The 22807-nt window shown below is 69.2% G+C and carries 20 protein-coding genes; 14 read left to right on the top strand and 6 right to left on the bottom strand.

Going from position 1 to position 22807, the window contains the following annotated elements:
- Positions 1 to 38: 38 nt before the first annotated feature.
- Together galU and AC1RLW_RS12490 are read right to left on the bottom strand one after the other, a co-directional pair.
- Positions 39 to 932, bottom strand: a complete 894-nt coding sequence (gene galU / locus AC1RLW_RS12485; RefSeq protein ID WP_492684696.1) for a UTP--glucose-1-phosphate uridylyltransferase GalU — start codon at positions 930 to 932, stop codon at positions 39 to 41.
- A 103-nt stretch (positions 933 to 1035) separates the two neighbouring features.
- Positions 1036 to 3906 (bottom strand): valine--tRNA ligase, encoded by a 2871-nt coding sequence (locus tag AC1RLW_RS12490; protein WP_493193249.1) that lies wholly within the window; start codon positions 3904 to 3906, stop codon positions 1036 to 1038.
- A 105-nt stretch (positions 3907 to 4011) separates the two neighbouring features.
- Here AC1RLW_RS12490 and yaaA point away from each other — a divergent pair, with 105 nt between their 5' ends.
- From yaaA to AC1RLW_RS12540, 10 genes are all read left to right on the top strand, one after another.
- Positions 4012 to 4797 (top strand): peroxide stress protein YaaA, encoded by a 786-nt coding sequence (gene yaaA, locus AC1RLW_RS12495; protein ID WP_307586504.1) that lies wholly within the window; start codon positions 4012 to 4014, stop codon positions 4795 to 4797.
- 153 nt (positions 4798 to 4950) lie between these two features.
- The gene (locus AC1RLW_RS12500; protein ID WP_492697319.1) at positions 4951 to 5793 is read left to right on the top strand and encodes a 2OG-Fe(II) oxygenase; all 843 of its coding nucleotides are present in this window, start codon (positions 4951 to 4953) and stop codon (positions 5791 to 5793) included.
- A gap of 22 nt (positions 5794 to 5815) precedes the next feature.
- Positions 5816 to 6715 carry an alpha/beta fold hydrolase gene (locus AC1RLW_RS12505; protein WP_493193250.1) on the top strand — a complete coding sequence of 300 codons (900 nt, stop codon included), beginning with the start codon at positions 5816 to 5818 and terminating at the stop codon, positions 6713 to 6715.
- Positions 6712 to 7581, top strand: a complete 870-nt coding sequence (queF, locus tag AC1RLW_RS12510) for an NADPH-dependent 7-cyano-7-deazaguanine reductase QueF (RefSeq protein ID WP_493193251.1) — start codon at positions 6712 to 6714, stop codon at positions 7579 to 7581. Before AC1RLW_RS12505 ends, queF begins: the two co-directional genes overlap by 4 nt.
- 142 nt (positions 7582 to 7723) lie before the next feature.
- A complete protein-coding gene (locus tag AC1RLW_RS12515) occupies positions 7724 to 8629 on the top strand; it encodes an SDR family NAD(P)-dependent oxidoreductase (protein WP_369646013.1) in 906 nt (301 codons plus the stop codon).
- A 127-nt stretch (positions 8630 to 8756) separates the two neighbouring features.
- The gene (locus AC1RLW_RS12520) at positions 8757 to 9647 is read left to right on the top strand and encodes a LysR family transcriptional regulator (protein WP_095746534.1); all 891 of its coding nucleotides are present in this window, start codon (positions 8757 to 8759) and stop codon (positions 9645 to 9647) included.
- A 13-nt stretch (positions 9648 to 9660) separates the two neighbouring features.
- Positions 9661 to 10548: a LysR family transcriptional regulator gene (locus AC1RLW_RS12525; RefSeq protein ID WP_099795466.1), complete on the top strand. Its 888-nt coding sequence runs from the start codon at positions 9661 to 9663 to the stop codon at positions 10546 to 10548.
- A gap of 111 nt (positions 10549 to 10659) precedes the next feature.
- Positions 10660 to 11814, top strand: coding sequence for a mandelate racemase/muconate lactonizing enzyme family protein (locus tag AC1RLW_RS12530; protein WP_099795467.1), 1155 nt, complete (start codon positions 10660 to 10662; stop codon positions 11812 to 11814).
- Between the two features lie 100 nt (positions 11815 to 11914).
- Positions 11915 to 12898, top strand: a complete 984-nt coding sequence (locus AC1RLW_RS12535) for a Bug family tripartite tricarboxylate transporter substrate binding protein (RefSeq protein WP_493193254.1) — start codon at positions 11915 to 11917, stop codon at positions 12896 to 12898.
- A gap of 1 nt (position 12899) precedes the next feature.
- Positions 12900 to 13607 carry an arylmalonate decarboxylase gene (locus tag AC1RLW_RS12540; protein ID WP_493193255.1) on the top strand — a complete coding sequence of 236 codons (708 nt, stop codon included), beginning with the start codon at positions 12900 to 12902 and terminating at the stop codon, positions 13605 to 13607.
- A 6-nt stretch (positions 13608 to 13613) separates the two neighbouring features.
- Here AC1RLW_RS12540 and AC1RLW_RS12545 read toward each other — a convergent pair whose 3' ends face one another.
- Genes AC1RLW_RS12545 through AC1RLW_RS12555 form a run of 3 tightly spaced genes read right to left on the bottom strand, consistent with a single transcriptional unit; the run spans position 13614 to position 16937 of the window.
- Complete coding sequence (locus AC1RLW_RS12545; protein ID WP_493193256.1) at positions 13614 to 14975, bottom strand: MmgE/PrpD family protein; 1362 nt, start codon at positions 14973 to 14975, stop codon at positions 13614 to 13616.
- Positions 14976 to 14985: 10 nt separating this feature from the next.
- Positions 14986 to 16149: an acyl-CoA dehydrogenase family protein gene (locus tag AC1RLW_RS12550; RefSeq protein WP_492681648.1), complete on the bottom strand. Its 1164-nt coding sequence runs from the start codon at positions 16147 to 16149 to the stop codon at positions 14986 to 14988.
- Positions 16150 to 16154: 5 nt separating this feature from the next.
- The gene (locus tag AC1RLW_RS12555; protein WP_192195334.1) at positions 16155 to 16937 is read right to left on the bottom strand and encodes a citryl-CoA lyase; all 783 of its coding nucleotides are present in this window, start codon (positions 16935 to 16937) and stop codon (positions 16155 to 16157) included.
- A gap of 144 nt (positions 16938 to 17081) precedes the next feature.
- Here AC1RLW_RS12555 and AC1RLW_RS12560 point away from each other — a divergent pair, with 144 nt between their 5' ends.
- Genes AC1RLW_RS12560 through AC1RLW_RS12570 form a run of 3 tightly spaced genes read left to right on the top strand, consistent with a single transcriptional unit; the run spans position 17082 to position 21952 of the window.
- Positions 17082 to 19418, top strand: coding sequence for an acyl-CoA dehydrogenase family protein (locus tag AC1RLW_RS12560; protein ID WP_493193259.1), 2337 nt, complete (start codon positions 17082 to 17084; stop codon positions 19416 to 19418).
- 44 nt (positions 19419 to 19462) lie between these two features.
- Positions 19463 to 20449, top strand: a complete 987-nt coding sequence (locus AC1RLW_RS12565) for a Bug family tripartite tricarboxylate transporter substrate binding protein (RefSeq protein WP_493193261.1) — start codon at positions 19463 to 19465, stop codon at positions 20447 to 20449.
- A 3-nt stretch (positions 20450 to 20452) separates the two neighbouring features.
- Entirely contained in the window at positions 20453 to 21952 is a 1500-nt protein-coding gene (locus AC1RLW_RS12570) for a class I adenylate-forming enzyme family protein (RefSeq protein ID WP_493193263.1), read from the top strand.
- Here AC1RLW_RS12570 and AC1RLW_RS12575 read toward each other — a convergent pair.
- Complete coding sequence (locus AC1RLW_RS12575) at positions 21915 to 22382, bottom strand: nuclear transport factor 2 family protein (RefSeq protein ID WP_493193265.1); 468 nt, start codon at positions 22380 to 22382, stop codon at positions 21915 to 21917. The two genes, AC1RLW_RS12570 and AC1RLW_RS12575, sit on opposite strands and share 38 nt — an antisense overlap.
- A gap of 180 nt (positions 22383 to 22562) precedes the next feature.
- On the opposite strand from AC1RLW_RS12575, the gene AC1RLW_RS12580 reads away from it, so the two are divergent.
- Positions 22563 to 22742, top strand: coding sequence for a DUF3606 domain-containing protein (locus AC1RLW_RS12580; RefSeq protein ID WP_493193266.1), 180 nt, complete (start codon positions 22563 to 22565; stop codon positions 22740 to 22742).
- The last annotated feature ends 65 nt before the right edge of the window (positions 22743 to 22807 follow it).

Here is a 22807-nt window from a genome sequence, read left to right on the forward strand (position 1 = left end):
CGCGGCCCCTTTTTTGTTTTCAGCGCTTTGCGGCGCCCTCAGAGCTTCAGGCTCTTGAGGTACTCGCGGAACTGCTCGCCCACTTCAGGGTGCGCCAGCGCCAGCTCCACCGACGCCTGCAGGAAGCCTTCCTTGCTGCCGCAGTCGTAGCGGATGCCTTTGTACGAGTAGGCGTAGACCGATTCCTTTTTCATCAGCGCGGCGATGCCGTCGGTCAGCTGGATCTCGCCGCCCGCGCCCTTGGGCTGGTTGCGGATCTCGTCGAACACGCCGGGCGTGAGGATGTAGCGGCCGGCCACGCCCAGGCGCGAGGGCGCGTCTTCGGGCTTGGGCTTCTCGACCATGCGGTTGACCTTCACGAGGCCGTCTTCCACGTTCTCGCCGGCCACGATGCCGTAGCGCTTGACGTGCTCCAGCGGCACTTCCTGCACGGCCAGCACCGAGGCGCCCAGGCGCGCGAAGACTTCGGTCATCTGCGCCAGCACCGGCTGGCCACCGACAGGGCCGACCATCAGGTCGTCCGCCAGCAGCACGGCGAAGGGCTCGTTGCCCACCAGGTGCTCGGCGCACAGCACGGCGTGGCCCAGGCCCAGCATGCGCGGCTGGCGCACGTACGAGCAGGTCATGTCGTCGGGCGACACCGAACGGGCGATTTCGAGCAGCGCGTCCTTGCCGCTGGCTTCGAGCTGGCTTTCGAGCTCGTAGGCGGTGTCGTAGTGGTCTTCGATCGCGCGCTTGTTGCGCCCGGTCACAAAAATCATGTCGCGGATGCCCGCGGCATAGGCTTCTTCGACGGCGTACTGGATCAGCGGCTTGTCGACCACGGGCAGCATCTCTTTGGGCTGCGCCTTGGTGGCCGGCAGAAAGCGGGTGCCGAAGCCTGCAACAGGGAATACGGCCTTGCGGATGCGCGTCGGGGAAGAAGTGGACATGGGCGGTTCAGTGTCGTTGGATGCAGGGAAAAGGAGAGGGATGAGGGTGGTTACGGCGCGAAGCCGATGACCAAATCCTAGTCCCCCACCCGGGCCGCGTCTGTCAGCCGAGGCGCACAAGCTGGTCGCGCAGGCGCTCCAGCGTGGCGGTGAAATCGACCAGGCGCGTGCGCTCCTGTTCGATCACGGCGGGCGGCGCCTTGGCCACGAAGGCCTCGTTGCCGAGCTTGCCGTGCACCTTGGCGATCTCGCCCTCGATGCGTGCAATTTCCTTGCCGATGCGCAGCTTCTCGGCCGCCTTGTCGATCTCCATGTGCAGGCACAGGCGCGCCGCGCCCACCACCGCCACGGGTGCCGCCTCGGCGGCAGCCTGCCACGAGGCCTCGTCGTCGAACACCTTCACTTCCTTGAGCTTGGCCAGCGCCTGCAGCACCGGGGCCGCGTCGCGCAGGAAGGCCGCGCCCTCGGCGTCGTCGGCCACCGCGTACAGCGGCAGGCGCGTGGCGGGCGACACGTTCATCTCGCCGCGCAGCGTGCGGCAGGCGTCGACCAGCGCCTTCAGGCGCGCCACGTGCGCTTCGGCGGCTTCGTCGATCTTCTCGGGCTGGCTCTGCGGATAGGCCGCGATCATGATCGATGCGCCTTCGCGGCCCGCGACCTTCGACACCTTCTGCCACAGCTCTTCGGTGATGAACGGGATGATCGGGTGCGCCAGGCGCAGCAGCGCCTCGAGCACGCGGATCAGCGTGCGGCGCGTGGCGCGTTTTTGCGCATCGTCGCCGGTCTGGATCTGCACCTTGGCGATCTCCAGGTACCAGTCGCAGAACTCGTCCCAGGCGAACTGGTAGATCGCGTTGGCCACGTTGTCCAGGCGGTATTCCTCGAAGCCCTTGGCCACTTCGGCCTCGACGCGCTGCAGCTGCGAGACGATCCAGAAGTCGGCACGGCTGAACCTCAGGTAGCCGTGCGCCTTGCCGCCGACCTGGCAGTCTTCCTTCGTGTGCTCCAGCAGGCCGCAGTCCTGGCCTTCGCAGTTCATCAGCACGAAGCGCGTGGCGTTCCACAGCTTGTTGCAGAAGTTGCGATAGCCCTCGCAGCGCTTCGAGTCGAAGTTGATGCTGCGGCCCAGCGAGGCCAGCGAGGCAAAAGTGAAACGCAGCGCATCGGCGCCGAAGGCCGGAATGCCCTCGGGGAATTCCTTCTGCGTGTTCTTGCGCACCGCCGGTGCGGTCTCGGGCTTGCGCAGGCCTTGCGTGCGCTTGTCGAGCAGCGCGGGCAGCTCGATGCCGTCGATCAGGTCGACCGGGTCGAGCACGTTGCCTTCCGACTTGCTCATCTTCTTGCCCTGCGCGTCGCGCACCAGGCCGTGGATGTACACGTCCTTGAACGGCACAGTGCCCATGAAGTGCTTGGTCATCATGATCATCCGGGCGACCCAGAAGAAGATGATGTCGTAGCCCGTCACGAGCACGGTCGAGGGCAGGTACAGCGCCAGGTCTTGTGTCTTCTCGGGCCAGCCCAGCGACGAGAAGGGCACCAGCGCCGACGAGTACCAGGTGTCGAGCACGTCTTCGTCGCGCGTGAGCGTCTTGCCCGGCGCCTTGGCCTGCGCCTCGGCTTCGGTCTCGGCCACGTACACCTTGCCGTCTTCGTCGTACCAGGCGGGAATCTGGTGGCCCCACCAGAGCTGGCGCGAAATGGTCCAGTCCTGGATGTTCTCCATCCAGTGGTTGTAGGTGTTGACCCAGTTCTCGGGCACGAAGCGCACCTCGCCCGACTTCACGACGTCGATGGCCTTCTGCGCGATCGACTGGCCGTCGGCGCCGGGGCGCGTCATGGCCACGTACCACTGGTCGGTGAGCATGGGCTCGACCACGGCGCCCGAGCGCGCGCAGCGCGGCACCATGAGGCGGTGCTTCTTCACCTCGACCAGCAGGCCGAGCGCCTCCAGGTCGGCCACGATGGCCTTGCGCGCCACGAAGCGGTCCATGCCGCGGTACTTTTCAGGCGCGTTGTCGTTGATGGTCGCGTCGAGCGTCAGGATGCCGATCACCTCGAGCTTGTGGCGCTGGCCGACGGCGTAGTCGTTGTAGTCGTGCGCGGGCGTCACCTTGACCACGCCGGTGCCGAATTCCTTGTCGACGTAGTCGTCGGCAATGATCGGAATCAGTCGGTCCACCAGCGGCAGCTTCACGCGCAGACCGATCAGGTGCTTGTAGCGCTCGTCCTCGGGGTGGACCATCACGGCCGTGTCGCCGAGCATGGTTTCGGGGCGCGTGGTGGCCACCGTGAGCGTGCCGCTGCCGTCTTCCAGCGGGTAGGCGATGTGCCAGAGCGAGCCGTCTTCTTCTTCGCTCTCGACTTCCAGGTCGCTCACCGAGGTCTTGAGCACCGGGTCCCAGTTGCCCAGGCGCTTGCCGCGGTAGATCAGGCCTTCTTCATACAGCTTCACGAAGGTGTGCGTGACCACCTTCGAGAGGTCGTCGTCCATCGTGAAGTACTCGCGGCTCCAGTCGACCGTGTCGCCCATGCGGCGCATCTGCTCGGTGATGGTGCTGCCCGACTTTTCCTTCCACTCCCACACGCGCGCCACGAAGTTCTTGCGGCCCAGGTCGTGGCGGCTGACTTTCTGCTCCTGCAGCTGGCGCTCCACCACGATCTGGGTGGCGATGCCCGCGTGGTCGGTGCCCGGCACCCACAGCGTGTTGGCGCCCTTCATGCGGTGGTAGCGCGTGAGGCTGTCCATGATCGTCTGGTTGAACGCATGGCCCATGTGCAGCGTGCCCGTCACGTTGGGCGGCGGCAGCTGGATCGCGAACGACTCGGCGCCTTCCTTGGGCTGCTGCGTGCCGCGGAAGCCCGCCTTGGCGTAGCCGCGCTGCTCCCATTCCGGGCCCCAGTGCGCCTCGATGGCGGCGGGTTCGAACGATTTGGACAGGCTCTCGAGGCCGGGCTGGGAGGTAGGTTCGCTCATGGGGAATGCAAAACGGCACCCTCGGGTGCCGTTGGTGACAGGGTGGGATTGCCCGGGATTTTACCGGGGCGGCCCGGGGTAACCCCAGCCCCACATAATCGACTGATGCTGTTCCTGCTTTCCCCCGCGAAGTCGCTCGACTACGACACCCCCGTCCCCTCCGAAACCCCCGCCACCCAGCCCCATTTCGAAGCCCCGCGCGGCCCCTCGGTCGAACTCATCAAGCTCTTGCGCGAGAAGTCGCCCCAGGACATCGCCGAGCTGATGCACCTGTCGGACAAGCTCTCGGCCCTCAACGTGGCCCGCTACGCCGCCTGGTCGTCCAAGAGCACCGACAAGAACGCCCGCCAGGCCGCCTTCGCCTTCGATGGCGACGTCTACGGCGGTTTCGACGCCCGCAGCCTCACGCCCGCCCAGCTTGCCTGGGCCCAGGACCACGTGGGCATCCTCAGCGGCCTGTACGGCCTGCTGCGCCCGCTGGACCGCCTGCAGCCCTACCGGCTCGAAATGGGCACCGCGCTGGCCAACCGCCACGGCAAGGACCTGTACGCCTTCTGGGGCTCGCGCATCGCCGAGCACCTGAACGAGCGCCTGGCGGCCGACCGCACGCCGGTCGTCGTCAACGTCGCCTCGCAGGAGTACTTCAAGTCGGTCGACCAGAAGGTGCTCAAGGCGCGCGTGGTCGAATGCGTGTTCCAGGAATGGAAGGGCGACAGGTACAAGATCGTGAGCTTCTTCGCCAAGCGCGCCCGTGGCCTGCTGGCGCGCTGGGCCGTGCTGCACCAGGCGGCCACGCCCAAGGCGCTGGAAAAATTCGACCTCGAGGGTTATGGTTTCGACGCCGATGTGTCGACAGCCGAAAGGCTGGTGTTCAGAAGAAAGCTAGCATGACCCCCAGGCTGCGCGCACTTCGTGTCGCTTCGCCAACCCCCTTCCAGGGGGCAACACCAGCGGCCCGGCAAAGCCGGTTCCGCGGTGTTTCTGGCGAAGAACTGCGTGGAGTCATGTGTTGCGGGTCTCATTGCAGAGTGGAGGAGCACTGACATGTCCCAAGCGATCAGTCCGGAATTGCGCGAATGGCTGGTGGCCCAGCTCGCGGCCGGCCATTCGGTGCCCGCGTTGCGCATGTCGATGCGGGCGGCCGGCTGGCAGGATGCCGCCACCGACCTCGCGTTGGCCCAACTGGAGGCCGGGTTCCCCGATGTCGAGGCGGCCCTGGCGCCGGCGCGCACCGAGATGCCCGGCCCCGACCTGGACGGCGCGCCGCTGTACCTCGACGCCGGCGACCGCCGCGTGCAGGTGCTGCAGACCGTGCGGCACCCGCGCGTCGTGGTGTTCGGCAACCTGCTGTCGGTCGAGGAATGCGAAGGCCTGATCGCCGCCGCGCGCGTGCGGCTGGCCCGCTCGCTCACCGTCGAGACCCGCACCGGCGGCGAGGTGCTCAACGTCGACCGCACCAGCGACGGCATGTTCTTCGAGCGCGGCGAGAACGAGATCGTCGCGCGCCTCGAACAGCGCCTGGCCATGCTGCTGCGCTGGCCGCTCGAATACGGCGAGGGCCTGCAGATCCTGCGCTATGCGCCCGGCGCGCAGTACCGCCCGCACTACGACTACTTCGACCCGCACGAGCCCGGCACGCCCACCATCCTCAAGCGCGGTGGCCAGCGCGTGGCCACGCTCGTGATGTACCTGCAGGAGCCCGAGCAGGGCGGCGCCACCACCTTCCCCGACATCGGGCTCGAAGTGGCCCCGGTGCGCGGCACCGGCGTGTTCTTCAGCTACGACCGGCCCGACCCCGCCACCCGCACGCTGCACGGCGGCGCGCCGGTGCTGGCGGGCGAGAAATGGGTCGCCACCAAGTGGCTGCGCGAACGCGAATTCAAGTAGCAGAAGAAGCAACAAGGAACCGATGAAAGTCACCGCCAACGGCCTGCAGATCGAAGTCGACGACACCGGCGGCGAAGGGCGCCCCGTCATCCTGTTGATCATGGGGCTGGGCATGCAGCTGGTCGCCTGGCCCGACGGCTTCGTGCAGCAACTGGTCGACGCCGGCTTTCGCGTGGTGCGCCACGACAACCGCGACATCGGCCTGAGCCAGGGCTTCGACCACCTGGGCACCGGCAACCTCGTGTGGGAAACCATCCGCCACCGCATCGGCCTGAAGGTGCGCAGCGCCTACACGCTGCAGGACATGGCGCTCGATTCGCTCGGCGTGCTCGACGCGCTGGGCATTGCCCGCGCCCACATCGTCGGCGCCTCGATGGGCGGCATGATCGCGCAGCGCATCGCCGCCACCGCGCCCGAGCGCGCCGCCAGCCTCGTGAGCATCATGAGCTCCAGCGGCGCGCGCGGCCTGCCGGGCCCGCGCCGCGAGGTCGGGGCCATGCTCATGCGGCGCCCGCGCAGCCACGACGAGGCCGCGCTGGTCGCGCACAGCATCAAGCTGCTGCGGCTCATCCAGAGCCCGGCCTACCCGCAGACCGACGAGCAACTGGCCGCGCGCCTCACCTTCAGCATGCGCCGCGCCTACCACCCGGCCGGCCTGATGCGCCAGATGCTCGCCATCGGCGCCGACGACGACCGCCCGCAGGTGCTGGCCCGCATCCAGCGCCCGACGCTGGTGCTGCACGGCGACGCCGACGCGCTCGTGCCCATCGCCTGCGGCCGTGATTCGGCGCAGCGCATTCCGGGCGCGACCTTCATCGCCGTGCCCGGCATGGGCCACGACCTGCCGCCCGAGGTCTGCACGATCCTCGCCCACCATATCGCTCCGTTCGCACACGCGGCGGATGCAGGAACCGCCCCATGAGCCACGACCCGACCAACCCCAACACCCCCGAACAGTCGCAGCTCGGCCGCGCCTCGGCCTACGCCGACAAGTACGACCCGAGCCTGCTGTTCCCCATCGCACGCACCACGCAGCGCGAGGCCATGGGCATCCAGGGCGGCGCCTTGCCCTTCTTCGGCGCCGACCTCTGGACCGCCTTCGAGCTGAGCTGGCTGAACCCGCGCGGCAAGCCGCAGGTGGCTATCGCGCACTTCACCATTCCCTGCGAAACGCCCAACATCATCGAGAGCAAGTCGTTCAAGCTGTACCTCAACAGCTTCAACAACAGCACCTTCGCCAGCATCGATGCGGTGCGCGAGCACCTGCGCACCGACCTCGCCGAAGCCGCATGGCGCGGCAGCGACCAGTCGGCCGGCATCGGCGTGAAGCTGCTCACGCCCGACCTCTTCGACCGCGAGCCGGTGCACGAGATCGATGGCCTGGACCTCGACCGCCTCGACATCGAATGCACCCACTACCAGCCCGCGCCCGAGCTGTTGAGCAGCGACACGACGCAGGTGCACGTGAACGAAACCCTCACCAGCCGGCTTCTGAAGAGCAACTGCCTCGTCACCGGCCAGCCCGACTGGGGCAGCGTGCAGATCCGTTACAGCGGCCCGCCCATCGACCAGGCCGGCCTGCTGGCGTACATCGTGAGCTTTCGCAACCACAACGAGTTCCACGAGCCCTGCGCCGAGCGCATGTTCACGGACATCTGGCGACAGTGCCAGCCGACCAAGCTCGCGGTGTATGCGCGCTACACGCGGCGCGGCGGGCTGGACATCAACCCGTTCCGCACAAGCTGGCCGCAGGCGCTGCCGGTGAACATCCGCACGGCGCGGCAGTAACGGCCACCCGCGGGCGGTCGCGCGCTGCCGCGGCTTAAGCCCCTCTTCGGAATTCCTGAACTCGCAGGCGTCTCCCTGTGGCATTCTGAAATTCCCCCGCGAACTCGCGGGCGAACGAACATCCGAAGCAGAGGCAAGACACATGGTTGAAGGCAAAGTGGTCGTCGTCACCGGCGCGGGCGGCGGCATCGGGCGCGACATTGCGCTCGCGATGGCGCGGCATGGCGCGAAGGTGGTGGTCAACGACATCGGCGCGGGGCTCGACGGCGCCGGCGGCAGTGCCGGGCCGGCGCAGCAGGTGGTCGAGGAAATCCGCGCGGCAGGTGGCGAGGCGGTGCCCAACACCGACAGCGTGGCCGATGCCGCGAGCGCCGGGCGCATCGTGGAATGCGCGGTCGACAGCTTCGGGCGCATCGATGCGGTGGTGAACAACGCGGGCATCCTGCGCGACCGGTTCTTTCACAAGATGTCGGTCGACGAGTGGGACGCGGTGATCAAGGTTCACCTGTACGGCGCCTACTTCGTGAGCCGCGCGGCCGCGACGCACTTCAAGGAACAGAATTCGGGCGCGCTGGTGCACATGACCTCCACCTCGGGCCTGATCGGCAACTTCGGCCAGGCCAACTACGCGGCGGCCAAGCTCGGCATCGCGGCGCTGTCGAAGTCCATCGCGCTGGACATGCTCAAGTTCAACGTGCGCTCCAACTGCATCGCGCCCTTCGCCTGGAGCCGCATGATCGGCGCGATTCCCACCGACACCGACGAGCAGCGCGCGCGCGTCGACAAGATCAAGCAGATGACGCCCGCCAAGGTGGCGCCGCTCGCGGTGTACCTGGCGAGCGACGCGGCGGCGGCCGTGAACGGGCAGATCTTCTCGGTGCGCAACAACGAGATCTCGCTCATCAGCCAGCCGCGCCCGGTGCGCTCCATCCACCGCTCGGAAGGCTGGACGCCCGAGAGCATCGCCGAGCACGCCATGCCTGCGATGCGCGCCAGTTTCTTCCCGCTGGACCGCTCGGCCGACGTGTTCAGCTGGGACCCGGTCTGAGAAGGTGTGAACGGACCCGCCATGTCCGGATTCATTCACACCTTCTGAGGACAAACCCGCAAGCGGCTGCAGGCGACGCCGTTCGCCGGACAATGCGCGTTCCTCCCGCTTCCTTCGTGCCCGCCCGGTGAACCTGCACTTCGACCTGTTCGACCTGAAACTGTTCGTCTACGTGGCGGACGCGCGCAGCCTCACGCGCGGCGCCGAGAAGGCCTGCATCTCGCTGGCCGCGGCTTCCACGCGCATCAAGCAGATGGAAGAGGCGGTGGGCGGCAAGCTGCTGCACCGCAGTGCGCAGGGCGTGAGCCTCACGGCCGCGGGGCAGGCCGTGCTGTACCACGCCAAGCGCGTGATGCAGCAGATGGAGCACCTGCGCTGCGACATGCAGGACTTCGGCAAAGGCATCAAGGGCCATGTGCGCGTGTTCGCCAACACCACCTCGATCACCGAGTACCTGCCGCAAAAACTCGCGGGCTTTCTCACGCAGCACCCGGCCGTGCAGGTGGACCTGCGCGAATACCTGAGCGAAGAAATCGTGCGCGCCGTGGCCGACGGCGAGGCCGACATCGGCATCCTCGCGGGCGACGTGCACACCGGCGAGTTCGATGCGCGCCCGTTCGGGCGCAACCAGCTCGTGCTGGTGGTGCCGCCCACGCACCCGCTGGCGGGCGCGTCGTCGGTGGCTTTTGCCGACACGCTCGATGAGCAGCACGTGGGCCTGCACCACGGCAGCGCGATCCACCGCTTCCTGCAGCGCCGCGCCGAACTTGCGGGGCGTGGCTTCAACCCGCGCATCCAGGTCAGCAGCTTCGAAGCTATCTGCCTGATGATCGAAGCAGGCGTGGGCGTCGGCGTGCTGCCCTCGTCATCGGCGCACCGGTTGTCGATGGCGATGCGCATCTCGACCGTGGCGCTCAGCGACGCCTGGGCCGAGCGCGAACTCAAGCTCATCGCGCGCAACCGCGAGCAGTTGCCGGCCTCCGCGCGCGAGCTGTTCGACCACCTCACCCTGGCCTGAGGCGCGACGGGCCATGTCCGCCGACCTGAAATCGCTGCGCCTGTTCGTGGCCGTGTCCGACCACGGCAGCATCAGCGAAGGCGCCAAGCGCTGCCACATCGCGCTGGCCGCTGCGAGCAAGCGCATCTCCGACCTCGAAGCCCGCGCCCGGTTGCCGCTCCTGGTGCGCCATGCGCGCGGCGTCACGCTCACCTCGGCCGGCCATGGGCTTCTTCTGCATGCGCGCGCCGTGCTCTCGGCCATGGACCGGCTGGGCGCCGAGCTCGACGATTTCCAGAATGGCGTGGCGGGCGTGGTCAGCATCACGGCCAACGCCTCGACCATCGCGCAGTTCCTGCCGGCGCAGATCGGCTCGTTCCTGCGCCTGCACCCGGTGCTCAAGATCGACCTGCAGGAGCGCGCCAGCACCGAGGTGGTGAAGGCCGTGCAGGCCGGCCTGGCCGACATCGGCGTGATCGAGGGCCAGACGCCGGCCGACGGCCTCGAATGCCTGCCCTACCGCACCGACGAGCTGGCCGTGGTGGTCGCGCGCGATCACCCGCTGGCGCGCCGCAAGCGCATCGACGTGGCGGAGGTGCTGCGCCACGACCATATCGTGGTGCGCGAAGGCACGGCGCTGCACCGCGTGCTGCTGGCCGCCGCGCTCGAGGCCCAGGTGCCGCTCAAGGTGCGCATGCAGGTGGGCAGCTTCGACATGGTGTGCCGCATGGTGGAGCAGGGCGTGGGCATCGGCGTGCTGCCCTATGCGGCCATCCTGCCGCAGCTGCAGATCCTCAAGCTGCGCTGCCTCAAGCTCGACGCGCCCTGGGCGCTGCGCCGTCACCTGCTGTGCGTGCGCCGCCAGCAGGAGCTCACGGCCGCCGCGCGCTCGGTGCTCGAACACCTCGGCCGGCCCGACTGAGGTCATCGGGGCAGCGAGCCTTCGCGTCGCGCGAAGGCTCGAACTCGCCAAAAACGAATTGTTCTCCTGCGGCCCTCGCGCAAAGATGCGGGCACACCAAAGGAGACACCCTTGAAGATCATCCGCGTCAGCGCCACGCCGCTGAACATCCCCGTGACCATCGACGTGGTCGGCCTGAACAAGCAGACCTCGCTGTCGCTGTGCCTCACCGAGATCGAGACCGACACCGGCCTCGTCGGCCACGGCATGACCGCCATCACCGAAGAAGAAATCATTGCCGCCGCCGTGCGCGAAGTGGCCGGCCCCGCGCTGATCGGCGAAGACCCGATGGCCACCGAGCGCCTGTGGGAGAAGCTCTACTGGCTGCTGTCGCCGCGTGGCCAGACCGGCTACGCGAGCCACACCATCGCCGCGCTCGACATCGCGCTGTGGGACCTGAAGGGCAAGGCCTTGGGCCAGCCGCTGTGGCGCCTGTTCGGCGGCGCGCGCGCCAAGGTGCCGGTGTACGCCACCTTCGGCTTCGGCTTCTTCGAACGCGACCAGCTCGCCGCCGCCGCCAAGCTGTGGGTGTCGCAGGGCTTCAACCGCCTGAAGATGACTGTCGGCAACCACGCGCTGGCGCGCCGCGACGAGCCGCGCCCGCTCGACGAGGTCATTGCCGAAGACGTGCGCCGCGTGGCCGCCGTGCGCGAGGCCGTGGGCCCCGACGTCAAGCTGTACGTCGATGCCAACTGCGGCTTGGACCTGTTCCACGCCACCGAACTCGCGCACCGCATCGAGCCCTACGGCATCAGCTTCTTCGAGGAGCCGCTCACGCAGAACGACGTGCGGCAGATGGCCCAGCTGCGCGCGCGCACGCGCATTCCGCTGGCCTGCGGGCAGAACGAGGGCCTGGCCTTCCGCTTTCGCGACCTGCTGGTGAACCAGGCGGCCGACGTGCTGCAGCCCAACGTGACCATCTCGGGCGGCTACTCGCAGTGCCTGAAGATCGCGGGCATGGCCGCGGCCTTCAACGTGCCCATCGACAACGGCGGCGCCTGGCCCTTCCACAACATGCACCTGCACGCGGGCGTGTCCAACGGCGGGCTGGTCGAGTACCACTACGTCGCGGTGCAGATGCTCAAGCAGATCTTCGACGGCCTGCCTGTGCCCGATCAGGGCTGGCTCACGCTGCCCGAGGCGCCGGGCCTGGGCTTCACGCCCAACGCCGAGCGTGTGCGCGAACTCGCCAAGTTGCCGACCTCGCACGGGAAAGGCAAGGCCTGAGCGCCACCCGACGACACTTCCGACCACGACCAGGCCGCGCAGACGGCCGGCGCATCCCGACCACCACGGAGACAAGATGAACGACAGAAGAAGAGATGCCATGCGGCCATCGCGCCGGCATGCCCTGCAGGCCGCCCTGGCCCTGGCCGGCCTGCTGGCCGCCGCACCCGCCGCATGGGCGCAGAAGTTTCCCGACAAGCCCATCCGCATCGTCGTCGGCTACTCGGCCGGCGGCGGCGTCGACGCGGTCGCGCGCATGCTCAGCGCGCGCCTGCCTGCGGTGCTGGGCCAGCAGGTGCTGGTCGAAAACCGCACCGGCGCCACCGGCCTCATCGCGGCCGACCTTGTCGCCAAGGCGCCGCCCGACGGCTACACACTGATGATGGGCGACAGCGCCTTGCTCATCGCCAAGCTGCTGCAGCCGAAGATCGCGATCGATCCGCTGACCAGCTTCAAGCCCGTGGCCGGTGCCTTCGTGTCGCCGCTGATGATCGTCGCGGGCAACGACTTTCCTGCGAAGACACCCGCCGAACTCGTCAAGGAACTCAAGGCGCACCCGGGGCGTTATTCCTACGCGTCGTCGGGCGTGGGCACCGTGCAGCACCTGGGCTTCGAGATGCTCAAGCAATCCACCGGCGCGTTCGTGGTGCATGTGCCCTACCGCGGCGCGGCGCAGATCGTGCCCGACGTGGTCGGCGGCCAGGTGCCGCTGGGCGTGGTGAGCGCCACGGCTGCGATGGCGCAGTCGAAGGCCGGCAAGCTGCGCGCGCTCGCGCTGTTGAACAACGCCAAGCTCGAAGGCGCCGAGAGCGTCGCACCGCTGGCCGAGGCGCTGCCAGGCTTCGACGTGGCGCCGCGCATCTTCCTGCTCGCGCCGGCGGGCACGCCCAACGACGTGGTCGACAAGCTCTCGGCCGCCGTGAAGACCGTGCTCGACATGCCCGAGACGGGCACGGCCGCCGCCGCGCAGGGCACGCTGCGCGCCTACGCCACGCCCGCTCAGCTGGGCAAGGACATGGCGGAGGAAACGACGCGATGGAAACGCATCATCACGGACCAGCGCATCGTGGCGGAGGGGAACTGAGGTGACACAGCCCCATCTCGGCCTCATCGTGCCGCCCGCAGCCGGCGCCGTGCCGGTCGACGGTCCACTGCTCTACGGCGACCGCATCCGCTTCAGCGCCAAGGGCCTCGGCCTCGGCGAAATCTCCACGCGCGGCTACACCGAAGTGATCGACTCGGTCATCGGCAAGGCGCTGGAACTCAAGGAAGAGGGCGCGAGCGCCGTCTCCCTCATGGGCACCTCGCTGAGCTTCTTTCGCGGCGTCGCCTTCACCCGCCAGCTGAAGCGCGAGATGGAGCAGGCCACGGGCCTGCCCTGCACGACGATGAGCGACGCCATCCTCGAGGGCCTGCGCCATCTGAAGGTGCGGCGCGTGGCCGTCGCCACCGCCTACATCGACGAGGTCAACACGCAGCTGCGCACCTACCTCGAACAGAGCGACTTCGAACCGCTCGCACTCGAAGGCCTGGCCATCTCCGACGTGCAGGCCGTGGGCCAGGTGTCGACCGAGGTGCTGGTCGATCTGTGCCTGAAGGTGTTCGACGACCAGCCCGGCGCCGACGGCCTCCTCATTTCGTGCGGCGGCCTCGTCACGCTCGATGCGGTGCGCGAGGTCGAGGCGCGCCTGCGGGTGCCCGTGGTGTCCAGTTCGCCCGCGGGCTTCTGGGACCTCGTGCGCACCGCGGGGCTTGATGCGCGCTCGCCGGGGCAGGGCCGGCTGTTCGGCTGACCGGCCTCAGCCCAGCCAGCGCCCCACGCGGGCCGTGCCGGCCAGCTGCCAGACGCGCTCGCACAGCGCCTTCGCTTCGTCGGCCGTCGCGCCTTCGCCGTAGTGCGCCAGGCGCTGCATCTTGTCCTCGATCTCGGCGCGGCTGAGGCTGTTGCCGGGGTCGCCCTTGGGCTCGTCGACGCGGCCGGCCAGCGTGCGGCCGTCGGCGGTGTGCACGCTGACCTTGCCGATCCAGCGTGCGGGGTAGGCGGTGTCGACCTCGTCGTCCAGCGCCATCGTCACCTTCTCGCGGAAGGCCGAGACCTCGGGCGAGAGAAAGTCGCGGTCGAACTCGCCCAGGCCCGCGCGGCCGTGCACGGCGATCAGGCCCAGCACCGTGCCCATCGAGAACTTGCCCTGGTGCACCGTGGCGGGCACCGTCACGCGGCCCAGCACGTCGATGGCGCCCTGGTGCACGTGGGTCGTGACCCGGGACACGTCTGTCGGCTGGAGCTGGTTCTGTTCCATCACCTGCAGCAGCGCGTCGGCGGCCGGGTGCGTGTGGCGGCAGGAGGCGTGGTACTTGAACGAGGTCTCGGCCAGCGTCCAGCGTGTGCCCAGGCCGTCGGTGAGCTTGGCCGGATCGGCGTCGCTCGACATGCCCACGCCCAGACCCTGCGCGCCTTCGAGGATCTTCGCCGCGCCCGTGAAGCCGTCCTGCGCGAGGTAGGCCGACATCAACCCGCTGGCGGCCGCGTGCGCGCAGTGCAGCTGCTTCGAATCGGCCGCGTCGCGCAGGAACTCCCACACACCGGCCGACTGCGTGCCGGCCGAGCCGAAGGCATGCAGCATCTGCTGCGGCGACAACTCGAGCAGCCGGCCCACTGCAGCAGCCGCCGCGAGCGTGCCCGCCGTCGCCGTGGTGTGGAAGGTGCGGTAGTGCGATCGGCCCAGGAACTCGCCGACGCGGATGCCCACCTCGTAGCCCGCGACCACGGCCGTCAGCAGCTGCGCGCCGCTGGCGCCGAGGCTCTGCGCCACGGCCAGCGCGGGTGCGATGACCACGGCGGCGGGGTGGAACACCGAGCCGTTGTGCACGTCGTCCTGCTCCACGTAGTGCGAGGCCGCCGCGTTGACCAGCGCCGCGAACAGCGGCGAGCTGGTGCGCCGCGAGGTGAGGATTTCGCTCGGCCCGTCGGCCGGGCCCATCATCTGCGCGAAGCGCTCGATGCTGCGCACCGGCCGCGCCGTGCGGGCCGCGAGCACGGAGCCGAGCCAGTCGAGGATCAGGTCCTCGGTGCGGCGCAGCACGGGGGAGGGAATGTCGGCGAACTTCAGCTCGGCCGCGAAGGTCGCGAGCACCTTGCTGGGGTGGTCGATGGCGTTCATGTGCAGTCCTTCAGAACGAACGAGGCAGGCCGAGCATGTGCTCCGCCACGTAGCTCAGGATGAGGTTGGTCGAGATCGGCGCCACCTGGTACAGCCGCGTCTCGCGGAACTTGCGTTCGATGTCGTATTCGCACGCAAAGCCGAAGCCGCCGTGGAACTGCAGGCAGGCGTTGGCTGCCTCCCAGCTCGCCTTGGCCGCGAGGTACTTCGCCATGTTGGCCTGCGCGCCGCAGGGCTGGCGCGCATCGAACAGGCGGCAGGCTTCGTAGCGCATCAGGTTCGCGGCCTCGGTCTCGATGAAGGCTTCGGCAATCGGGAACTGCACGCCCTGGTTCTGCCCGATGGGGCGACCGAACACCACGCGGTCCTTCGTGTAGGCCGTGACCTTGTCGATGAACCAGTAGCCGTCGCCGATGCACTCGGCCGCGATCAGCGTGCGCTCGGCATTCAGGCCATCGAGGATGTACTTGAAGCCCTGGCCTTCCTCGCCGATGAGGTTCTCGGCCGGGATCTCGAGGTTCTCGAAGAACAGCTCGTTGGTCTCGTGGTTCACCATGTTGAGGATGGGGCGCACCGTCATGCCTTTGCCGATGGCCTCGCGCAGGTCGACGATGAAGATCGACATGCCTTCCGACTTCTTCTTCACGTCCGCCAGCGGCGTGGTGCGCGCCAGCAGGATCATCAGGTCCGAATGCTGGATGCGCGAGATCCACACCTTCTGCCCGTTGATCACATAGCGGTCGCCCTTCTTCACGGCGGTGGTCTTGATCTTCGTGGTGTCGGTGCCGGTGGTCGGCTCGGTCACGCCCATCGACTGCAGGCGCAGTTCGCCGCTGGCGATCTTCGGCAGGTACTGGCGCTTCTGCGCCTCGCTGCCGTGGCGCAGCAGCGTGCCCATGTTGTACATCTGGCCGTGGCAGGCGCCCGAGTTGCCGCCGCAGCGGTTGATCTCTTCCATGATCACCGAGGCCTCGGTCAGGCCCAGGCCCGAGCCGCCGTACTCCTGCGGAATCAGCGCGGCCATCCAGCCGGCCTTGGTGAGTGCGTCGACGAACTCGGCGGGGTAGCCGCGCGCCTCGTCGACCTTGCGGAAGTACTCGTTGGGAAACTGTGCGCACAGGTCGCGCACGGCGTCGCGGATGTCGGGGAAACGGTTGTCGGTAGCGATCATCATGTGCTTCAGTCCTGGCGGGGGCCGCCTGCTTCCTTTTCGACGCGTTGCCAGATCTCGATGGCCATCGGGTCGTCGATCTCCTCGAGGATGTGGCCCACGAGGCCGATGGCGCGCGCCATCACGCCGAAGCCGCGGATGATCTTCCACGGAAAGCCGAACTCGGCCGCAATCGCGCCGATGGCGCCCGTGGCGTTGATCGGCAGCGACTTGCCCGACACGCGCTCGGCCTCTTCCTGCACGGCCTGCATCAGCGCGACGTAGTGGCTCGACAGGCCGTTCTCGGCCGCGATCTGGAACAGGCGCGGCGTGCGCGGGTCGATCGGCTTGTGCAGCGGATGGCCCAGGCCCGGCACGATGAGCTTGCGCGCGCGGTGGTCGGCCACGATGTCCTTGGCCATGTCGGCCAGCGGACGGCTCGGCTTCTCGCCGAAGGGAATGGCCTCGTACAGCATCTTCGCGGCGCCTTCGGTGCTGCCCACGAACACGCTGCCCAGCCCGCACAGGCCTGCGGCCACGGCGGCCTGCAGGGCTTCGGGCGCGCCGGCGTAGGTGAGCCGCGCGGCCAGTGCGCTGGGCGTCACGCCGTGCTCCACCAGCGTGACGACGATGGCGTTGAAGGTCACGGACTCCTGCGGCGTCGGGATGCGACCCGTCAGCTCCAGGAAGGCCATGTCGCCCAGGTTGAGGTGGCCGAGGATTTCCGAGGGCAGGTCGCGCCCGCGCACGGTGATCTTGTCGGGCGTGCTGTGGCCGAGGTCGGTGTGCAGGGATTTCTTGATCTTTGTCATGGCCGCAAATCTATCCCCGCGCGCGCCCGCAGGCGCTCAGTGATTGCGAAACCCTCCCTTCCGCAATCGCGAATGCCCGCCGGCGGGGTCTTCGGGCACGCTGCGACTCTTCATTGCAACGGAAAAGAAAAGGCAGACAGCGCGATGGATTCCGACTCACTCCTGGCCGTGCGCGAAGCGGCGCTCGACTACTTCACCCGCAGCGGCGCCACCGCGCGACGCCGCGCCCGCACCGAACGCCCCGAGGCCGACGAGGCGCAAGGCTGGGGCGAGATCGCGGCCCTCGGCTGGCCCGGCATGCTGGCGCCCGAAGCGGCCGGCGGCCTGGCGCTGGGGCTCGACGGCGCTGCGGAAATCCTGCGCGCGGCCGGCGAACACGCGGCGCCTGAGCCGCTGCTGGCGGTGGCGGGCCTGAGCGCGCTGCTGCTGGCGCGGCTCGAATCGCCCGGCGCGCGCGCCTTGCTGGCCGACCTCGTGGCAGGCCGCAGCCTGCCCGCGCTGGCCTGGCAGGAAAGCGCGGGCGACCTCAGCGCCGTGCCGCTGGCCTGCGGCTGCGAGGCGCGCGCGGGTCAGGGGGGCGGCGTGCTGCTGCAGGGCGACAAGCTCATGGTGCTGCCCGGCGCCGCCGCCAGCGGCTGGCTGGTGTCGGCGCGCGGCGAGGACGACGCCGTGCTGCTGTGGGTGCCGCGCGGCACAGCCGGCGTGAGCGAGACGATCGTGCCGCTGGTCGATGGCAGCCAGGCCGCAAACCTTCGCTTCGAAGAGGTCGTGCTGCCGGCCGACGCCGTGCTGGCCAGCGGACCGGCCGCGCAGGAGGCGTTGCACCAGGCGCTCGCGGCGGGGCAGATCCTGCAGGCGGCGGAGCTGCTCGGCGCGGGGCAGGCGATGCTGGCGCAGACGCTGGCCTACCTGCGCGCGCGCTCGCAGTTCGGCAAGCCCATCGGCAGCTTCCAGGCGCTGCAGCACCGCAGCGTCGACATGTTCATCCACCTCGAGGTGGCGCAAGCCACGCTCAACGAAGTGCTGGCGCTGGCAAGCGACGGCACCTTGCCTTCTGACCGGCTCGAAGCCGAGGCCAGCCGCGTCAACGCGCGTTGCACGGCTGCCGCGCTGCAGGCGTCGCGCGCGGCAGTGCAGCTGCATGGGGCCATCGGCTACACGCAGGAGTGCGATCTGAGCCTGTTCTACAAGCGCGTGCTGTGCCTGTCAGCGTGGCTGGGCAATGCCACGGCGCACCAGCGCCGGCATGCCGCGCTGACTGGCGAAGCTGAAGCTGCTGCGAGCAGTGCTGCAGCCTGGAACGGCGAGTTCCTCGCGCGCACCACCGACTGGTCCGCCATGCCCGAGCCCGAGTTCCGCCGCATGGTGCGCGGCTTTTTGCAGCAGCGCTATCCGGCGCAGCTGCGCTACCTGTCGCACCGCGCGCGCTGGAGCGAGGTTCGCGAGTGGTACCTCACGCTCTCGGCGCAGGGCTGGATCGCGCCGGCCTGGCCGCAGGCGCACGGCGGCATGGGCCTGCCGGCCGACAAGCTCATCGCGTGGATCGAGGAGCTGGAGCAGCACGGCGTGGCGCGCGCGCCCGACCAGGGCATCGTGATGATCGGCCCGCTGCTGATCCAGCACGGCACGCCCGAACAGCAGCAGCGCTTTCTGCCGCGCATCCTGAGCGGCGAGCACGTGTGGTGCCAGGGCTATTCGGAGCCCAATGCCGGCTCCGACCTGGCCGGCCTGCGCACCGAGGCGGTGGCCGGGCACGACGCGCAGGGCGATCACTTCGTCGTCAACGGCCAGAAGATCTGGACCACGCTCGCGCAGGATGCGAACCACATCTTCATGCTCGTGCGCACCGACAAGGGCGCGCGCAAGCAGGAGGGCATCAGCTTCCTGCTGTGCGACCTGCGCACGCCGGGCGTCACCGTGCGGCCCATCCACACGCTGGCGGGCGAGCCCGAGTTCTGCGAGGTGTTCTTCGACAACGTGCGCGTGCCGGCCGACCAGCTCGTGGGCCGGCTGCACGGCGGCTGGACCATCGCGAAGGCGCTGCTGGGCTTCGAGCGCATCTTCCTGGGCAGCCCCAAGCAGTCGCAGTACGCGCTGGGCCAACTCGCACGGCTCGGGCAGGCACGGCGTCTGTTCGCCGACCCGGTGTTCGCACAGCGCTTCGCGGCGCTGCGGCTCGACGTGCTCGACCTGTCGGCCGCCTACACGGGCTTTGCCGACATCGTGCGCGCGGGCAAGCCGCTGCCCGCGTCGGTGTCGCTGCTGAAGATCTGGGCCAGCGAGACCTACCACCGCATCGGTGCGCTGCTGGTCGAGGCCGGCGAAGAGCAGGGCGCGGTCGCGGGCGACCAGGTGCTCGACGGGCAGAGCTTCAACGTGCTCTCGCCGCTCATCGGCTCCACCGCCGCCATGATCTACGGCGGCACGAACGAGATCCAGCGCAACATCCTCGCGCGGCAGGTGCTCGACCTGCCGGCCTGAGCGATGTGAGCCGCCAAAGAAATACACAACTGGAGACAACGCTCATGCAATCCCTCGAACTTTCGCGCCGCCAGCTCATGGCCGCGCTGGCGGGCAGCGCGGCGCTCGCCGCACTGCCTTCGCGCGTTTTCGCGCAGCAGCCGCTGCCGCCGCTCATCAAGCTGGTGGTGGGCTATTCGGCCGGCGGGCCGGTGGACGGCGCTGCGCGCCTGCTCGCGCCCGCGCTGGGCCAGGAGCTGGGCACGCAGGTGATCGTCGACAACCGGCCCGGCGCCGCCGGCTCGCTCGGCGGCAACGCCGTGGCCAAGGCGCCGCCCGATGGCGCGATGCTGTTCTTCGGCGCGAGCCCGACCATCACCATCAACCCGAACGTGCAGCGCAGCATGCCCTTCGACCCGATGAAGGACCTCACGCCGCTGGCGCCGCTGGTCGACTACACCAACGTGCTGGTGGTCAACAACGACCTGCCGGTGCGCAACGTGGGCGAGCTGCTGGCCTATGCCAAGGCCAAGCCCGGCAAGCTGTTCTACGGCTCGGCGGGCGTGGGCGCGTCGAACCATCTGAGCGGCGCGCTGCTCGAGAAGATGAGCGGCGTGCAGCTCACGCACGTGCCGTACAAGGGCAGCGCCCCGGCGCTGGCCGACGTGATGGCCGGCACCGTGCCGATGATGTTCGACATCATCGCCACCTCGCGGCCCTTCATCCAGTCGGGCAAGCTGCGCGCGCTGGCCGTCACCTCGCGCCAGCGCAACCGCATGCTGCCCGACGTGCCGACCATGATCGAGTCGGGCGTGCCCGGCTATGACGTGGGCGGCTGGTTCGGCCTGTACGGCCCGGCGCGCATGGACCCGGCGCTGGTCGCGCGCGTGAACGCCGCGGCGCAGAAGATGCTGGCGCGCGAAGACATCGCGCACCGCCTGCGCGAGCAGGGCTACGAGGTCTGGACGGGTGCGCCGGAGGTGCTCGCGACCAAGGGCGTGTCGGACCGCAAGCTGTGGGCGAGCGCCTCCAAGGGCATCGAGGCGGAATAGCCGATGCAGCCCCGCATTCATCACCTGCTCGAAGACCGCGCGGCCCGCACGCCGGACGCGGTGTTCCTCCACGAACTGGGCGGCACCACCACCTACGGCGCGTTGCAGGCCATGGTCGAGACTGCCGCGAACGACCTGCTCGCCGCCGGCGTGCGGCCTACCGACCGCGTGCTGCTGGTGGCCGAGAACTGCGCCGCCCACATCGCGCTGCTGCTGGCCTGCAGCCGCGTGGGCGCGTGGTCATGCGGCGTCAACGCGCGTATGTCGCCGGGCGAGATCGCGGCCATCGCCGAGCGCGCCGACGCGCGGCTGTGTTGCTTCACCACCGACGCGTCCGATGCGGCGCGCACGCACGCGCAGCGCGCGTCGGCCGTGCCGGCCACGCTGCCCGGCGTGATGTTCACCACCGCGCGCGCCGAGGCCCGCACCGAGCCCGATCCGGCGCTGGCCGATGCCGCCGCGATCATCTTCACCTCCGGCACCTCGGGCACGCCCAAGGGCGTGATGGTGTCGCACCGCGGGCTGCTGCACTTCGGCCGCGTGTCGGCGGCGGTGCGTGCGCTCGACACGCGCGACCGCGTCTACGCCTTCCTGCCGATGACCCACATCTTCGGCATCGGCACCGTGCTGATGGCCGCGCTCACGGGCGGGGCCGCGCTGGTGCTGCGAGCCAGCTTCTCGCCGGCCGACATGCTCGAGGCGCTGGCGCACGGGCAGGTGTCGAACCTGCTCGGGCCGCCGACCATGTACGCGCGGCTGCTGGCGCACATCGAGGCGCAGCAGCTGGCGCCGCGCTTTCCGAATTTGCGCTACGTGTACACCGGCTCCGCGCCGCTCGACCCGGTGCTCAAGCAGCGCGTGGAGCGCTTGTTCGGCCAGCCGCTGCACTACGGCTACGGCCTGTCGGAGTACGCGGGCTCGGTGTTCCTCACGCGCACCGAGGCGCCGCGCGCCGACACCTCGGCCGGTTATGTGGTCGAGGGCGGCGAGGGGCGCATCGTCACGCCCGAAGGCACTGAAGCGGCACCCGGCGACACCGGCGAGATCTGGCTGCGCGGCCCGGGCCTGATGCTGGGCTACTTCCGCGACGCGCCCGCCACCGCGCAGGTGATGCGCCCGGGCGGCTGGTACGCCACCGGCGACCTCGGCCGCTTCGACGCCGACGGCGCGCTGTTCGTGGTGGGGCGGCTGAAGGAAATGATCATCCGCTCGGGCTTCAACGTGTACCCGGCCGAGGTCGAGGCGGTGATCGGCCGCTTCGCGGGCGTGCACCTGTGCGCGGTCGTCGGCGTGCCCGAGGCCGACGGCAACGAGCAGATCGTCGCCTTCGTCGAGCTGAACCCTGGCGCGGCGCTCGACGAGGCGGCGCTGCGCGCGCACCTGGCCGAGCACCTGTCGCCCTACAAGCGGCCCGCGCGCATCGAGGTGATCGACGCGATGCCGACCACCGCCAACGGCAAGCTGCTCAAGCGGGAACTGCAATCACGGGCCCAGCAAGCCTGAGATCCGCCGGAAGGTCGCCGATGACACTGCGGCGGCCTTTCTGCGTGTCCATGTACTCGCGCATGCGGGCGATGCGGCCCTCGCGCAGTTCGAGGATGAAGCAGTAGTCGTTGTCGTAGTGCCGGCCGCTGGCGAGCGTGGCCTGCAGGCGCATCTCGAGGACCACGGTGTCGCCGTCGCAGAGCAGGTGGGTGAAGTCCACCGAGACATCGGCCACGAACAGCTTCGGAAACTCCTCGACGAGAAAGCGCACGATCGTCTGCGGCCCGATCATGTGGTCGGTGAAGCCCAGGGCCACGCCGGTGGCGTTGTCCTTGGGCGCCAGCCATTCGGCGTCGTCGGTGAAGGCGGCGCGCACGCGCTGCGGGTCGCGGCTGGCGAAGGCCTTCCAGGCGTCGACGACGGCGCGCTTGTTCTGCTCGGGGGTCATGGGGTGCGGGGATGAAGTGAAGGAGCGGCGACGATAGGTGCGCCGCGTTGCGTCGGCCCGCTGCTTCCGGACATCTGCAACGCGCTCTCGGACTTATCCTGCAAGGAGCCGCGCTGCTGTCCGCCAGTCGATGCGCCGTGCAGACCGCATCGTGGGGGCCTTCAACAAGGAATCCACGCCATGGCCGATGACCTGAGCAAGCGCGGACCGCAGGATGCGGCCCGCATCAATGTCAACGAACTCCACGAGGTTCGCTACTGGACCCAGGCGCTGGGCGTGACCGAGGCGCAGCTGCGCTCGGCCGTCGCGGCCGCCGGGGTCGAGGTGAAGGACGTGCGCACCTACCTCGGCAAACCCTGAGCGCGCGCTGAAGGTGCGGCCCGGCGGGCAGGGCGCGCGTAGGCAGGCTCCTACAGCCGCGGCGC

The sequence above is a fragment of the Variovorax sp. GW822-FHT04A09 genome (genome assembly GCF_058801005.1).